Genomic DNA, 14,321 nt, shown 5'->3' on the forward strand with positions numbered 1-14,321 from the left:
CATCATAAAACATTGATTTAACAACATTCTTATTGACAAGACGTAGAAAAACGACCTATCCCGTTGAGAAAAACGAACAGCGCCTGGCGGACGGTAAGCCTTGAGGGTCGCGGAGAATCCCGCGAATGTGCTAAGCTAATTGGTGACAACTTTTGTGCTTAAGAGAGGGGTAACGGCATGTCATTACCAGAATTTCCACAAGGCTTCATTGAGATTCAAGATGCCACGCAAAATAACCTGCAGCACGTGAACTTGCGGGTACCCAAATACCAGACCACGGTCTTCGTGGGCCTATCTGGGTCGGGGAAGTCGTCATTGGTGTTCGACACCATCGCGGCGGCGTCCCGGCGCGAATTGAACGAGACGTTTCCCAGCTTCACCCAGCAATACTTGCCCAAATACGGTCAACCACACGTGGGCGATATCGAACATCTGCCCGTGGCCATCGTGATCGCCCAGCAACGGCTAGGGAAGAATGCCCGGTCTACGTTGGCGACCTATACGGGGATCTATTCGCTGTTGCGCCTTTTGTTCTCCCGCATCGGGAAACCGTTTATCGGCTACTCCGACACCTTTTCTTTCAACCTGCCACAGGGGATGTGCCCGACCTGTCAGGGCTTGGGGTACGTGGACGACATCGATGAGCACCAGCTGATCGACCCCGAGAAGTCGTTGAACCAAGGTGCCATCACCTTCGTCAGTTTTGCGCCGAATACCTGGCGTTGGCGGCGTTACGGGACCAGCGGACTCTTCGACAACGATAAGCCCATCAAGGACTATACGCCCGAAGAGTACGACCTCTTGATGCATGCGCCTCAACAGAAGCTGGCTCATCCGGGGAAGGATTTTCCCCGTACGGCGCTGTACGAAGGCGTAGTGCCGCGGATTCGGCGGTCGATCATTGGGAAAAAGGAAGCGGAACATCACAAGGCCGCTATCGCCGCCATCGTGACCCGTAAGCCTTGCCCGACCTGTCACGGGACCCGGTTACGGGCCGAGGTCCTGACCAACCACATCAACGGCAAGAACATCGCGGAAGTCTCCGCCATGGACCTCCGGCACGTGTTGACCTTCTTACGGGGCATCACGGAACCCCTGGCGACCGATGTGGTCCGGGAACTGACCACCAAGATTCAATCCCTGGTAGACATTGGCTTAGGGTACCTGACGTTGGACCGGGGGACCAGTTCCCTGTCCGGCGGGGAAGCCCAACGTATTCGCATCGCCAAGTACCTGACCAGTGCGTTGGTCGACATGGTCTATATCCTAGATGAACCTAGTGTGGGTCTGCACCCGCACGATATCCAGTTGATCAAGGCGGCGTTGACCAAGTTGAAGGATAAGGGCAACACGATTCTGGTGGTGGAACACAACCCGGCGATGATCGCCTTTGCGGATTACGTGGTCGAGATGGGACCCCATGCCGGGTCCGCCGGGGGTCAAGTGACCTTTACGGGAACCTACCCTGAATTATTAGCCTCCCAGACGTTGACTGGAAAATGGTTGCGGCAACCGCACACCTGGGGCTTAGAACGTCCCGCAACGGACCACCTATCACTGCGGCAGGTGACCCAAAACAACCTGCACGCGGTAGACGTGGATGTGCCGCTGGGAATCATGACGGTGATCTCCGGGGTCGCCGGGTCCGGGAAGAGTTCGTTAGTGAGTGCGATTAAGCAACACTTGCAGACCGACTACATCGACCTGGCCCAGGCACCGGTTGGCATCAATATCCGCTCGACCCCGGCGACTTACCTGGGCGTCTTGGACGAGATTCGTAAGCTCTTTGGCCGAGAGAACGGGGTGGCCTTGGGCTGGTTCAGCTATAACGGCAAGGGCGCTTGTCCCCGGTGCAAAGGGAAGGGCGTCACCATTACCAACATGGCCTTCATGGATCCCGTGGTGCAGACTTGTGAACTCTGCCAGGGGAAACGCTACAGTGACCAGGCCTTACAATACCAGTACCATCACCGAAACATTGCGGAGGTGTTGAGTTTATCGGTCACGGCCGCGGCGGAATTCTTCCGCGACACGCCAGCAGTGGCCAAGCAGCTGGCGAACTTAGACCGGGTCGGCTTAGGCTACCTCACGTTAGACCAACCCCTGACCACCTTGTCTGGCGGGGAATTGCAACGCTTGAAGCTAGCGGTCGAGTTGGGGAAGCAGGGCACGATTTATCTGTTGGACGAACCCACGGCCGGGCTGCATTTACAGGATACGGACCGGTTATTGAAGCTCTTCAATCAGCTGGTCACGGCGGGAAACTCGTTGATTATCATCGAACACAACCTGGCGGTGATCAGCCAGGCCGATTGGTTGATCGACGTGGGTCCGGACGCCGGTCAGTATGGGGGCCGAATCCAGTACACGGGCGTGCCGCGCAAGTCCGTTACGGTTTCTACGTCCCGCACCGGTGTGGCTTTAAAAGCTTGGATGCAAGACTAACCTCAGCATATTGTTGAATTGGCGCTCAGGGGGATGCCCCTGGGGGCCAATTTTTTTGTGCTTGTGGTGGTGTTTGACATCCGCCTTACCGGACGGCCAGCCAGGGCTGGAACGCAGTGGGCACCACTTCGAGCCCAAGAGCGGTCTCGAAGCTTGGCCTTTGACTAGGGCAGCGAAAAACGCTCCCCAAGTCAAATTTCACTGCTGAGCCCTGGCTGGCCGTCCTCACGGCTCACAGTAGTGTTCGAGTTAACCATAGTGGCAGTTAGAGTGATTCGGTAATTCAATCAATAACGTGAGAGGAGGGGGAAGAACTAACCCCAGGAAGATCCGCTGAATAGACCATTCGTTGGGTTACGTTATGGTACGATCGCCCGGTAAGGCGCTGATTTAGACTACCTAACAGTTCAATACTTGATGAAACGTACGTTCTCTCTAAGGTGGATTTGTGGTAAACTTATTCCTATTCTATTGGTGAAAGGGACGACTGCTTGTGATGGCAACCACGATTTTGACCCCGGCGGAGAACCGCTTCTTACAACTGACCTACCCCGCATTGGCGGACCCCGCGTTGACCCGGTTGATGCCGGTCTTACGCGACCACCCCACGGTCAAGACCACCAGTGACTGGTTGACTGCGCGGGCGAAACAGGCAGTGGCAGCGAGTCGCATCGACTGGTTGGTGCAGGGGAGTCTGGCCTGGAAACTGTTGGCGGATTCCCCCTACGCCATCAACCCCAGCGACCAACGTGGCCAGTGGCACCACTGTGCGCTCTGCCATTTGCCGGTTCGGTACGAGTATCACGTGGTCCTGCGGTCGGACGGTCGGGAGATCGTAGTGGGGTCCGAGTGCGTGAAGAAGTTCATGAGCGACGAAATGCAGTACCTGATGACCATCACCACCGAGGATAACTTCCACGCGGTGGCCCAGTACGATGCCTTATCGGCGCAGTATCCGCAGGTGCCGGAGATTCTGTGGACGCCGGACGCCCTCCCGCACCTGCCCAGCAACCAACACGCGCAGCATCGATGGGTTCGCCGGGGAACCAAGTCCACGGTGACGGGTTATCTCAAACGCCGCACCACCGAACTTCCGGACCGGCAACTTTCGCCGTACCTGCAGGGCTACGCGGATCTACAGGCCAAGAACGCAGCGGCCCAGGCGGCACTGGACCAGCAACGGCAACGCCGCGCCTTACAAGAACACCAAGCAGCCGAACGCGCACAACAGCGGGCCTGGCAAGCGGCGGCGGATGCCCAGACCACGGCTGAACAGCGGTTGCGGCAGTCACGCGAGTACCAGGACTGGTTGACGGCGGTAGCCCGGTTAGTGGTTGAACGGGGACCATTGGGAGTCTTCAAGCAGCGGTTGGCGGCGGTGCCGGTACCGAAGTCCGTGGCCCGGCTGGTCAATAGTTACCAGCTGGGGGTCATGGCAACGGAATTCGCCCATCACGGCCGAATCCAGGCTGAACGGCTACAGATTGTGCCCCGTTACCTGGTTGCCGATTTGAATCAACGCAGTCGCCAATTGGCCGCCCAACGTCAACGTGACTGGTACGATGACCTGTTCAACGCTACTGTGGGTTTCGACCTAACCCCCAGTGACCGGCAACGGCGCTTAGCCGACTTGCAGACCAGTTGGGAGGGGCGCCAGTTCCCCGCTAACGTTTACTCAGACCTGGCGACCTTACGGGACCGGCTGGACCAAGCGCAACCGTTGCCTAACGGGTGGCCGGACGCTTTGCGCCAAGCCATGCAACGTCGGCTAGACCAACAACCCGCCCAGGGCTGGGTTCCCGCGCGTAAGAATCACGTGACGCCGGCCCAGCTCCGCGCCCTAGTTCCGGACGCCACGACCTTCGCGACGGTTGCGCAACGGTATCACCGGCTCTACGACTTACCGGCTGATCAGGCGGCTGTCACGTTGTCGGCCCTGGCCCAGTATTATCTGGTGGCCCAGGATCGGCAGGCCCACCGGCAAGCGGCGACCCAGGCTCTGGTCCGGCAATTATTGACACCTGAATCCTAAGATTTATGAGTCCGGCAGCTGCGGTTGTGGGGCCTTTTTTTAAAATTTAAAGCAAACGCTTGTTCCCCTAATAAAAATTCAGTATAATGAAGGTCCTAGGTGCAATCGGGAAGGGGGACCACCAGATGGCGGCTGCGCGAACTTACATTGCCATTGATTTGAAGTCGTTTTACGCGTCGGCGGAGTGTGCCGCCTTAGGCCTCGATCCGTTGAACGTCAATCTGGTGGTCGCCGACCAGTCCCGGACCGACAAGACCATCTGTCTGGCGGTCTCACCGGCCTTGAAAAAGTTCGGCTTACCGGGTCGTCCCCGGTTGTTTCAGGTCGAACAGGCGGTGGCGGAACTAAACCGCGACCGGACCCTCCAGGCCCATCACCGGCTACGGCGCGAATCGGTCTACCGTGACCAACTGTTGCGCGACCCGACACTCAAGGCGGGGTACCGGGTGGTGGTGCCCCGGATGGCTTACTACTTACAGGTCAGCAACCAGATCTATCAGATCTACCTGAGGTACGTTGCGGCCGATCAGATTCACGTTTACTCGATCGATGAAGTTTTCATGGACGTGACGGCCTATCTGAAGCTCTACCAGACCACCGCTCATGACCTGGCCAAGCGCATCATCCAAGATGTTCAGCGCCAGACCGGAATTACCGCAACGGCGGGGATTGGCAGCAACCTGTATCTGGCTAAGGTCGCGATGGATATCGTGGCCAAGAAGATTCCTGCCGACCAAGATGGGGTCCGCATCGCCAAGCTCACGGAACTGAGTTACCGCAAGTATCTCTGGGCCCACACACCGCTGACGGACTTTTGGCGCATCGGCAAGGGGTACGCCCAGCGATTAGAGAAGATGGGACTGCACACTATGGGCGACATTGCCCGCCAGTCGTTGGGGACTCTGTCGGACGCCCGCAACGAAGAACAGCTCTACCAAGAGTTCGGGCGGGTCGCCGAGTTGATCATTGACCACGCCTGGGGTTATGAGCCCACCACGATTCACGACATTAAGGCCTACCGCCCTAGTGACCATAGCTTGGGCTCGGGGCAGGTTCTGGCCACGCCGTACCCGTTTGCCAAAGCCAAAATCGTTGCGCGAGAAATGATCGACGCGTTAGCCTTGGACCTGGTCAAGCAACATCAGGTCTGTGACCAGGTCGTTTTGCATGTGGCTTATGACGTCACCAGCCTGGCCACGGCCGACGCTAGCGGCACGGTCACCACCGACTTTTACGGACGGCGGGTACCTAAGGCGGCCCACGGGAGTGCCAGCTTACCGGTGCCCACGGCGTCAACGAAGCGGTTGCGCCGGGCGGTCTTGCGGCTGTTTGAAACTAAGGTCAACCGGCATTACCAGGTGCGCAAGCTCACGGTGACAGTCAACCATGTGGTCACCGAACGGCAGGCTGCCGCCCGAGACCACGGTGAACAGCTGGACTTATTTCAGAGCCCGCAAGTCGAGCAGCGAGTAGCCCAGGAAACGGTAGCTCAACGGCGGGAACGCCAGGCCCAAGAGGCTATCTTGAAGATTCAAGAGAAGTTCGGCAAGAACGCCTTATTTTGGGCGGCGGACCTTCAGCCGGGGGCGACACTATTGAAACGGAACCAAGAGATTGGGGGGCACCGCTCATGACGCACGACCAACAGGCCAAACGAGCCATTGCCGAAACGCTGTTCAACAATACCGACGCCTACCGCGACATCATGCGACTCCCACACCACCGGTCTACCGCCCACCCGGCGATGACCAATGCCGAACGGGCGGCCCAGTTCGCACCATTCGCGGCCCTGACCGGTTACAACGACTTGATTGCGGAGAGTGGCGAGCAACTGGCGCAGCAGTCGCGGTTGCCCTTTGAAGAGGCGCACTTGTTGCAGTACCGATTACGCCAGGTGCGGGCCCAACTGGCCACCCAACCCCGGGTCAAGCTGACCTACTTTGAGGGGGAGACGGGGGAATCCCATACGGTACTGGGCCGCGTCACGGCGCTCGATACCGCTGTCCATACGGTGACCCTAGACGCCCAGCGGGTCTTTCCGGTCGCGAACCTCCAAGCAGTGACGCTCTTACCCACGACTTAACCCTTATCCGAATACCGTTGCCCTTATATCAAAATTGATTTTGATATAAGGGTTTTTGTATGGTTGTAAAGATTTGATAAGGGACCTGTACAGACTCCGTAAAGGCGCCCAATTGTGCCCCTAAATGGCTTACACTAGTTGCAGGTTAGCGTGATAACCAAACGGAGTAGGGAGGAATTTCGAATGATGCGAATGAAGCAACGGTTAGGGGTTACGTTGGCGACGGCGTTGGTCTTGTTACCACTGATGACGCCAGTAGCACAGGCCAAGACGACTTCGGCGGCGGCAATGATCAAGCCGCACGAAGCCAGCTATGGGTATTACGTGGATACGTATCAGAACAATGTTAAGGGGAATACGACGGTGACTACCAACCCGTCGTTTGGCTTGCTCTATACGTTCAACAAGATCTGGTCACCTACAGAGGGTCAAAAGGATCCGGGGTTGATTCGTCAATCCTTAGACATCGCGGCTAAGATTACCCAGACGCGGAGTCAAGCGGAAGTTAAGCGGTCGTTCTTAACGGACCGCCGGCGCCTAGAATACAATAATATCTCCGGCTTGGGTCCGTATGCGGCGGCCTTCATTAAGAACGCGGACGCGAAGACGGACTACTATGATGTCCCAGCAGCGCCACAGCCGGCGAATACGCCCTATTCGAATGTTACTTGGGCGAATCCAGATTCTAAGTTAGGGGCCATGGTCCAATTGATTGCTGCGACCCGGGTCTTCGGGGGGACGGGCGTACCCAAGCACTTCTTCAAGTTCATCCGGCCTTACCGACAGGATCCGCAACACGTCCTACCTAACCCGTACTTGGTCAACGTGATGCACGCGGCTAAAGCCGATGATTACGACTTCCCGAGCGGTCACACGTCAGCCGGCTTTGAAATTGGTGAAGTCATGGCGTACGCCTTTCCTGAACGGTTCCAAGAATCCGTCACCCGGTCCTCCGAGATTGGCTACGACCGGGTATTGGCTGGACGGCACTCACCGTTAGCCGTGATGGGCGGTCGGATGTTTGGGACGGCCGTCGCTGCCGCCACATTGAACGACCCACAATATCAAGGCTTAATGAAGCGCGCCTATCAAGAAGCCCACTCGGATGCGTTATTACACAGTCCGTTAGTGACGAAGAACGATGACTTCGGCGACTACCGGACCAACCAGAAGAACTACCGCTTCCGGATGACTTACGGCTTACCACAAAATGGGGACCGGACGATTGCACCACGGGTACCCAAGGGGGCAGAAGTCCTCTTAGCCACGCGGTTGCCTTACCTCAGCAAGACCCAACGGCGGATGGCGTTAGCCACGACGGAATTGCCATCGGGATATCCAGTCTTGGACGATACCGAGGGCTGGGGACGGTTAGACCTCTTCTCCGCCGCGAACGGTTACGGGGCCTTACCAACGACCACCAAGGTCAAAATGGATGCGGCCAAGGGCGGTTTCAACGCGCACGACACTTGGCGTAACGACATTACCGGGAACGGTAAACTCATCAAGCAAGGAACCGGGGCGTTAACGTTAAAGGGCCACAACCAGTTCAAGGGCGGCCTGCAAGTTGACGGTGGGGACCTCAATCTCGCCACTGCCACGGCGGCGGGTAACGGTCAGTTGACCTTGAACCAGGGGACGTTAACGGCCAATACCGCCATTAAACTGCAACGGGGTTACCAACAGACCAAGCGCGGGACGCTGGCCTTAACGGTAACTAAGGCTACGGCCATGAAGATTCGGGGAAAGGCTAAGTTGGCCGGGACCCTGCGGTTAACCAACTTGAAGGGCTTGAAGTCCCACCAGACGGTGATCACTTTCGACCAACACCAAGGGAAGTTCAGTCGCATCGTGGGCTTACCTAAGGGTTGGCACGCGGTCTACACGGCCCACAAGTTAGCGTTAGTTCGGAATTAAGTATTCAGCAGAATAGGCAGTATCTTAAAACGGACCACCGGGACGGTTACCTGGTGATCCGTTTTGGGGTATTCGTGATCATTTTGAAAACAGTCGCTGGTCTCTCATTTCAACTGAGCGTGCTGGACGGGGCTTAATTGTCTTGCCATCATCGCCAATCGTGATTTGAAGTTTTTTTCCGCTAGACATATTAATTAGCTTCCGAATCGCGGTTGGAATGAAGATCCGTCTCTTTGTCTAGAGCTTAACGCTGGATACCATCTCCTAATCCCCAGCCCCCCAACTAATCGTGTGACCACCAAAAAACCGCCGTGATAACTTCGCTGAAAGTTATCACGACGGTTCATTCAAAGTTCAATCAGTCGGTTAGTTTTGCTCGGAATGCTCTAACCGGCGCTGTTGCCGCAGGTTCGTCAGGGCTAAGCCCAGTGAGCACAGGGCCAGGGGCCAGTTGACTGCCCAGGTGTAGAGGAACCAGTGACTGGTCGACGTGGGCTTGAAGAAGCTGAGCAGGGACAGGTTGTTGATCCCGCTGATGGTGACCAGCAAGCCGAAGAAGACCAGCTGACACAGAAGGCCGCCAGCCGTCGAGAAGCGGTACTTACTGATGATGGCGGTGTCGTTGTCAACCACGTCGGATTCGTACAGCTCTTGGTTGACCGTGGGGTTATCGTCCCCAATATACAGGGCAATCAGGAGTAGCCCCAGCAAGTAGATCCACTTCCAGGGAATCAGGACCAGCAGGTGACCGGCAATCACGACTTGGTGGCGCAACCGGTCCTGTCGCCGGGGGTCGTGATGGGCCAGGGCCTTAATAATCCCCGCGCCACCCTCGAACCCGATCAGGTAGACGGCGAAGACCAGGTACATCCCCAGCTTGCCCCAGTAGTAGTACGCCATGAAGCTACTGAAGAGGAGCACGTAACTCAACATGAATCCCCGGTTCAAGAGGCGGGCTTTAAAGTTGTGCAGGGTCCGTCGGTCGGCGTAGAGTTCGATCAAGGCAATTACCAAGGCAATCAAGATAATGGCCAGGGTGTCCCAAGCTGGTAACGGGACATCGGCCTTACGCAGGGTGGTCAAGACCGCTAAGGCGGCGAAGAAGATCACGGATAACCACCACCGCCAGAACTGCTTCAGCCCGTGACGCTGGTTGGGCTGACCGCGGTAGAAATCGTGGGTGAACTCGTTAAGCAAGAGTCCCCCGGGTAAGGCAACTAGGTTCATCACGGCCAGTAGGGCGAACGAGAACGAGAAGCTGAGCTTAAGTCCCAGGTCGATGCCTAAGAGGAGCGCCAGGAGTAGGAAAATCACCCAGTAAACGCTCTTCATCTTGAATGGCGTGGTTTGGGCCAAGTTGAGCTTGACCGTGAGGAAGTAAGGCCAAATCGTGGCGGCACTGTAGCCCCACAGGACACTCCCGACCAAGAGCCACCCCAGCGAATCGGTGAGGGCGAAGGGCAGACTGCCCAGGGCCCCGAAGACCAGCGTGATGATTAGATAAGTGCTGGAGCGCAGATTGAAGCGCTTGGTGTAGAAGATACTGGCGGCCCGGGCGATATAGACGGTGACCAGCGCGACCAGGTAAGTGGGGCTTTGGGTCTTTTGGTATTGAAATAAAATTAAAATGTAGGGCAGCATGATACCGGTGTTCGCTAAGAAGTTCAGGGTTCCCACCGAAAGATCAATGCCGGCTTGGCGCAGGCGTTTCACGGATGCGGCCTCCTTTTTTCAGTCTGGTAAACAGTGTCTAGTATAGCAAGTTGGGCCCCCTAACACCTAGTCAGACCCCTTACGAATTTTTTAATGAGTAGACGGTTGGGACCCAAAAAGACGCCCAGAAGCTGGGGGCTTCTAGGCGTCGGTGAGGTTAAGCTTCCGAAGAGGTCTTCGGCGTTAACCGTTTTTCAATGAAGGATAACACTAAGTCTGTGATGATGGCCATTAACGCGGTCGGTAAGGCCCCGGCCAGGATGATAGCCCCGCCGTCCGTGGCGTTGGTGCCCCGGACGATGATGTCTCCCAGGCCACCGGACCCGATGAAAGACCCGATAACGGTGATCCCAATCCCGATGACTAAGGCGTTCCGAATCCCGGCAATGATGACCGACAGGGACAGCGGAATCCGGATCGTAGTCATGATCTGGAGCCGCGTCATCCCCATACCTTTCCCAGCATCCAAGACGTCGCGGTCGACGCTCAGCATCCCGGTGTAGGTGTTCTTGATGATGGGCAGCAAAGAGTACAGGAAGACGGTCGCGATGACCGTGGTCTGACCCAGCCCTAATCCCAGCATCAGGATGGACAGCATGGCTAGTGAAGGCACCGTCTGAATCACGTTAGCCGCCCCCACGATCAGCGGTGAGAGCCGCCGGTGTTGTGAGGTCCAGATCCCGATTGGAATCCCGACGATGGCGCCGAAGAGGACGCCGTAGATGGAGACTAAGAACGTTTGGTTAAATTGGCTCAGCACGTACATTCCATTGTGCGAGAAGTAGTAGATGAGCTGTTGCCACAACCCTAAGTCTTTCATACTTAATGGCCCCCTTCGAAGTAATGGTGTTGTTGCAAGAAGTCTTTAGCGACCGTTTGTGGTTCTTCCAGTTGGTCGTCGACTTGGTAGTTCAAGCGTTGCATGGTCTTTAAGTCAATCTTACCGACTAGACGGTTGATGACTGGCTTGAGCTCAGGATGTTGTTTCAAGACCTTATCCGTGGCGACCGGACTCCCATCGTATGGTGGGAAGAAGTTTTTGTCGTCCTTTAAGAGCTTCAGGTGGTAGCTGGAGACCCGGCCGTCGGTGGAGTACCCTAAGATGGCGTCCATCTTATTGGCGGCTAAGGCGTCGTAGAGTAACCCCAGTTGCATAGGCTTAACGGTGCCAAAACTGTAGCCGTAGGTCTTCTGGAAGGCGGGGTACCCGTCACCAGGACGGTTTTGCCAGATTTGGTCGATACCGACCGTCATCTTCGGGGCCAGCTTTTGTAGGTCGCTGACCGTCTTCAGATGGTGCTTCTTCGCGTACGCGGGCTTGACCATCCAAGCGTAAGTGTCGGCGAAGCCGTAAGTGTCGAAGTAGGTCATGTGATACTTGTTTTGGAAATCGTTGGTGACGATGTCTTTGACCTTGCTAGGGTCCCGTTCGAACTTCCGGTTCAAAACGGTGGTCAAGTCGGTCCCGTAGAACCGAATGGAGGAGATGTCGGCGTCGCCGTTCTTTAAGGCGTTGAAGCTGACGTTCCCGGACCCTAAGTTATTGATAATGGATGTGTTTAACTTGGTATAGTGTTGAATCATGCCTTGGATCATGTAAGCCATGATTTGTTGTTCGGTGGTGTTTTGCGCCGCGATACGGACGGTGTCCTTACCCGACCCGCCGCTTAATCCGGGCAGCGCACACCCACCTAAGGGTAACAGTAAGATGACGACCAGAAGTCCGGTCAGCCATTGATAGATTCGTTTTCGCATGGTGACCTCCTATCTGAGCTGCTTAGGCGTAACGGCCGTTTCAACCTTGCCCAGCAGGTAATCGACGAATAACGCGAGGATAATAACGGGAATCGAGCCTCCGAGAATCAGGTCGGAACGGTAGAGGTTCAATCCGTTAAAGATGAAGTCCCCTAAGCCGCCGGCACCGATGTAGGACGCCAGCGTAGCCCAGGCAATCACGTAAGTCGCGGACAGCCGGATACCGGCCATGATGACGGGCGCGGCTAGGGGCAGTTCGGCTTGAATCATGGACTGCCACCAAGTCATCCCCATCCCTTTAGCGGCGTCCCGCACAGTTGGCGAGACCCCCTGCATGCCCAGATAGGTGTTCCGGAGAATCGGTAAGAGTGAGTAGATGAACAGGGCCACGATAGCGGGCGTGGAGCCGATCCCAAAGATTGGGATCATGATGGCTAGCAACGCCATGGCGGGGATGGTCTGTAAGACCCCAGCAAGTGTGATGACCGCATTGGCCCCGTGCTTCATGCGAGTCAAGAGAATTCCCAGCGGCACGGCGACGATAATCCCTAGGAGCAACGCCGCTGCAGAGATGTAGAGGTGTTGACCAGTCTTAGAGATCATTTGCGTGCCGTAAGTAGCTAGAAAATGTAGCATTAGGCATCGGCACCCCCTTCATGGTTAGCCGCAGCGTGGATGTCTACGTTGATTGGTGAAGCAGGTTGTTCGTCATTCTCAGGAACTCCCCGTAAGGCATCGTAAACGATGTCCACTAGCGACGTCCGGGTGACGATGCCGACCAAGCGGTGTTGGTCATCCACAACGGGAACGTTCTTCACACCCATCTTCAGGATTCGTTGAACGGTGTCCCCGATTAAAGCCTTAGATTGAACGAAAAAGACTTCGTGATTCATCAGGGCACTGACCGGCGTCTGCGGGTCGGTGTTCCGGCTCACGTCATCCAGGTCGATGTAGCCAATCAATTTATCCTGGTCATCGGTGACTAACAGGGTATCAACTCGCTTTTCGTGCATCAAGTCGATGGTGTCGGTCAGGGTCTTGTTGGGCGAAATGGCCACGGGGTGCTTCCGCATGATCTGACTAACGGTCAGGATATTGGGTTGAGCCCGAATCAAACGTTCTTCCCCGATTAAGTTGGTGACGAATTCGTCGGCCGGGTGCCGCAGGATGTTCTCTGGCGTGTCGACTTGGACCTGTTTCCCGTGGCTCATGATGACGACCCGGGTGGCTAAGTTCAAGGCTTCGTCCATGTCGTGGGTCACGAAGATGAAGGTCTTGCCCAGGTCTTCTTGTAAGTGCTTGACCAGATCTTGTAGGGATTCCCGGGTGATGGGGTCCAAGGCCCCAAAGGGTTCGTCCATTAAGATCAGTTCTTGGTCCGCAGCTAAGGCCCGCACGACCCCGATCCGTTGTTGTTGCCCACCGGAGAGCTCACCCGGGTAGCGTTTGAGCATTTCGTCGGGCAGTTGGGCCAGGTCGATCATCTTGTGGGCTTGCTTGGCGCGCTTTTCCTTGGACCAGCCCAGGAGCTTGGGCACTAATTCGATGTTTTCTTGAATCGTCATGTGCGGCATAAGCCCCGTGTTTTGAATCACGTAACCGATGGACCGCCGGAGCTTAACCGGGTCCATTTTCGAGATGTCCTTACCGTTGATCTTGATGGAGCCGGAAGTCTGGTGCAGCATCCGGTTGATCATCCGCATGGTGGTGGTCTTCCCGGAACCAGACGTCCCGATGAAGGCGATAAACTCACCCTTGTCGACTTCTAGGTTGAAGTCGTCGACGGCTACTTTGCCGTTGGGGTATTCCTTACGAAGGTGTTCCATTGAAAGTAACATTAAGCGTTCGTCCTCCTAGTTTCCAGTTGGTGCCCCGCAGTTAGCCGGGACTTGAACAAAAAAATAAACGATCGGTGACTCTGGATCCCTGCAGGTGGGAATGCCTAGAGACCGGTCGTATTCGATTACTGAGGTTGGTTTGTTAAACTAACGCTATTGTACATGAAAACTAGATATTTACCAAGAAAAGACTATTACCAGTGTTGACCAATACCGGATATAAACGCTTCTGAACGCCGGTAAATCAACGGTTAAATTATTTCTAATTAAATTACAGTTTTGGCCGAATGGATAGAAGTTTATAATTTAAAGTCTTAATTAATAAGTGGATACTTATATTTGGTTAGGGAAGATGGCTAGTTATGGTTAAAAAAACGCGTCCCCAACTTAGGTTGTAGTTGTTATCCGCCTTACCGGACGGCTAGACAAGGCTGGAACGCCGTGGGCACGATTTGACGCCCCAAATCCATAGTCCCCAAGCTGGCCTTTTCCTAGGCGAGCTGAAGAACGCTCACCAAGGAAAATTTCACGGCTGAGC

Annotated in this window: 10 protein-coding genes; 5 read left to right on the forward strand and 5 right to left on the reverse strand. The window is 55.7% G+C overall.

Annotation, left to right across the window (positions count from 1 at the left end; translation table 11 throughout):
* Positions 1 to 177 precede the first annotated feature (177 nt).
* The 5 genes from FD30_RS06040 (at position 178) to FD30_RS06060 (ending at position 8,477) form a co-directional block, all read left to right on the forward strand.
* Positions 178 to 2,445: an ATP-binding cassette domain-containing protein gene (locus FD30_RS06040; protein WP_056944287.1), complete on the forward strand. Its 2,268-nt coding sequence runs from the start codon at positions 178 to 180 to the stop codon at positions 2,443 to 2,445.
* 496 nt (positions 2,446 to 2,941) lie between these two features.
* A complete protein-coding gene (locus tag FD30_RS06045) occupies positions 2,942 to 4,477 on the forward strand; it encodes a hypothetical protein (protein WP_056944288.1) in 1,536 nt (511 codons plus the stop codon).
* Between the two features lie 125 nt (positions 4,478 to 4,602).
* The gene (locus FD30_RS06050) at positions 4,603 to 6,111 is read left to right on the forward strand and encodes a Y-family DNA polymerase (protein WP_056944289.1); all 1,509 of its coding nucleotides are present in this window, start codon (positions 4,603 to 4,605) and stop codon (positions 6,109 to 6,111) included.
* Positions 6,108 to 6,560: a hypothetical protein gene (locus FD30_RS06055; RefSeq protein WP_056944290.1), complete on the forward strand. Its 453-nt coding sequence runs from the start codon at positions 6,108 to 6,110 to the stop codon at positions 6,558 to 6,560. The genes FD30_RS06050 and FD30_RS06055 overlap by 4 nt, the downstream gene beginning before the upstream one ends.
* A 183-nt stretch (positions 6,561 to 6,743) precedes the next feature.
* Positions 6,744 to 8,477, forward strand: a complete 1,734-nt coding sequence (locus FD30_RS06060; protein WP_147000053.1) for a phosphatase PAP2 family protein — start codon at positions 6,744 to 6,746, stop codon at positions 8,475 to 8,477.
* Positions 8,478 to 8,843: 366 nt separating this feature from the next.
* Here FD30_RS06060 and FD30_RS06065 read toward each other — a convergent pair whose 3' ends face one another.
* From FD30_RS06065 to FD30_RS06085, 5 genes are all read right to left on the reverse strand, one after another.
* Positions 8,844 to 10,190: a hypothetical protein gene (locus tag FD30_RS06065; protein ID WP_056944291.1), complete on the reverse strand. Its 1,347-nt coding sequence runs from the start codon at positions 10,188 to 10,190 to the stop codon at positions 8,844 to 8,846.
* A gap of 157 nt (positions 10,191 to 10,347) precedes the next feature.
* Positions 10,348 to 11,010, reverse strand: coding sequence for an ABC transporter permease (locus FD30_RS06070; protein WP_056944292.1), 663 nt, complete (start codon positions 11,008 to 11,010; stop codon positions 10,348 to 10,350).
* A 2-nt stretch (positions 11,011 to 11,012) separates the two neighbouring features.
* Positions 11,013 to 11,945, reverse strand: coding sequence for an osmoprotectant ABC transporter substrate-binding protein (locus FD30_RS06075; RefSeq protein ID WP_056944293.1), 933 nt, complete (start codon positions 11,943 to 11,945; stop codon positions 11,013 to 11,015).
* A 9-nt stretch (positions 11,946 to 11,954) separates the two neighbouring features.
* Positions 11,955 to 12,581, reverse strand: coding sequence for an ABC transporter permease (locus tag FD30_RS06080; RefSeq protein WP_024747421.1), 627 nt, complete (start codon positions 12,579 to 12,581; stop codon positions 11,955 to 11,957).
* Positions 12,581 to 13,783, reverse strand: coding sequence for a betaine/proline/choline family ABC transporter ATP-binding protein (locus FD30_RS06085; RefSeq protein WP_056944294.1), 1,203 nt, complete (start codon positions 13,781 to 13,783; stop codon positions 12,581 to 12,583). Before FD30_RS06085 ends, FD30_RS06080 begins: the two co-directional genes overlap by 1 nt.
* Between the last annotated feature and the right edge of the window lie 538 nt (positions 13,784 to 14,321).

This window comes from Levilactobacillus namurensis DSM 19117 (assembly GCF_001434785.1).
Taxonomy (GTDB): Bacteria; Bacillota; Bacilli; order Lactobacillales; family Lactobacillaceae; genus Levilactobacillus; species Levilactobacillus namurensis.

Bases quoted from the DNA above. Each gene is read 5' to 3' on its own strand.
- FD30_RS06075 (WP_056944293.1), bottom strand. From the start codon at position 11,945: ATGCGAAAACGAATCTATCAATGGCTGACCGGACTTCTGGTCGTCATC.
- FD30_RS06060 (WP_147000053.1), top strand. From the start codon at position 6,744: ATGATGCGAATGAAGCAACGGTTAGGGGTTACGTTGGCGACGGCGTTG.
- FD30_RS06040 (WP_056944287.1), top strand. From the start codon at position 178: ATGTCATTACCAGAATTTCCACAAGGCTTCATTGAGATTCAAGATGCC.
- FD30_RS06085 (WP_056944294.1), bottom strand. From the start codon at position 13,783: ATGTTACTTTCAATGGAACACCTTCGTAAGGAATACCCCAACGGCAAA.
- FD30_RS06080 (WP_024747421.1), bottom strand. From the start codon at position 12,581: ATGCTACATTTTCTAGCTACTTACGGCACGCAAATGATCTCTAAGACT.
- FD30_RS06055 (WP_056944290.1), top strand. From the start codon at position 6,108: ATGACGCACGACCAACAGGCCAAACGAGCCATTGCCGAAACGCTGTTC.
- FD30_RS06050 (WP_056944289.1), top strand. From the start codon at position 4,603: ATGGCGGCTGCGCGAACTTACATTGCCATTGATTTGAAGTCGTTTTAC.
- FD30_RS06070 (WP_056944292.1), bottom strand. From the start codon at position 11,010: ATGAAAGACTTAGGGTTGTGGCAACAGCTCATCTACTACTTCTCGCAC.
- FD30_RS06045 (WP_056944288.1), top strand. From the start codon at position 2,942: ATGGCAACCACGATTTTGACCCCGGCGGAGAACCGCTTCTTACAACTG.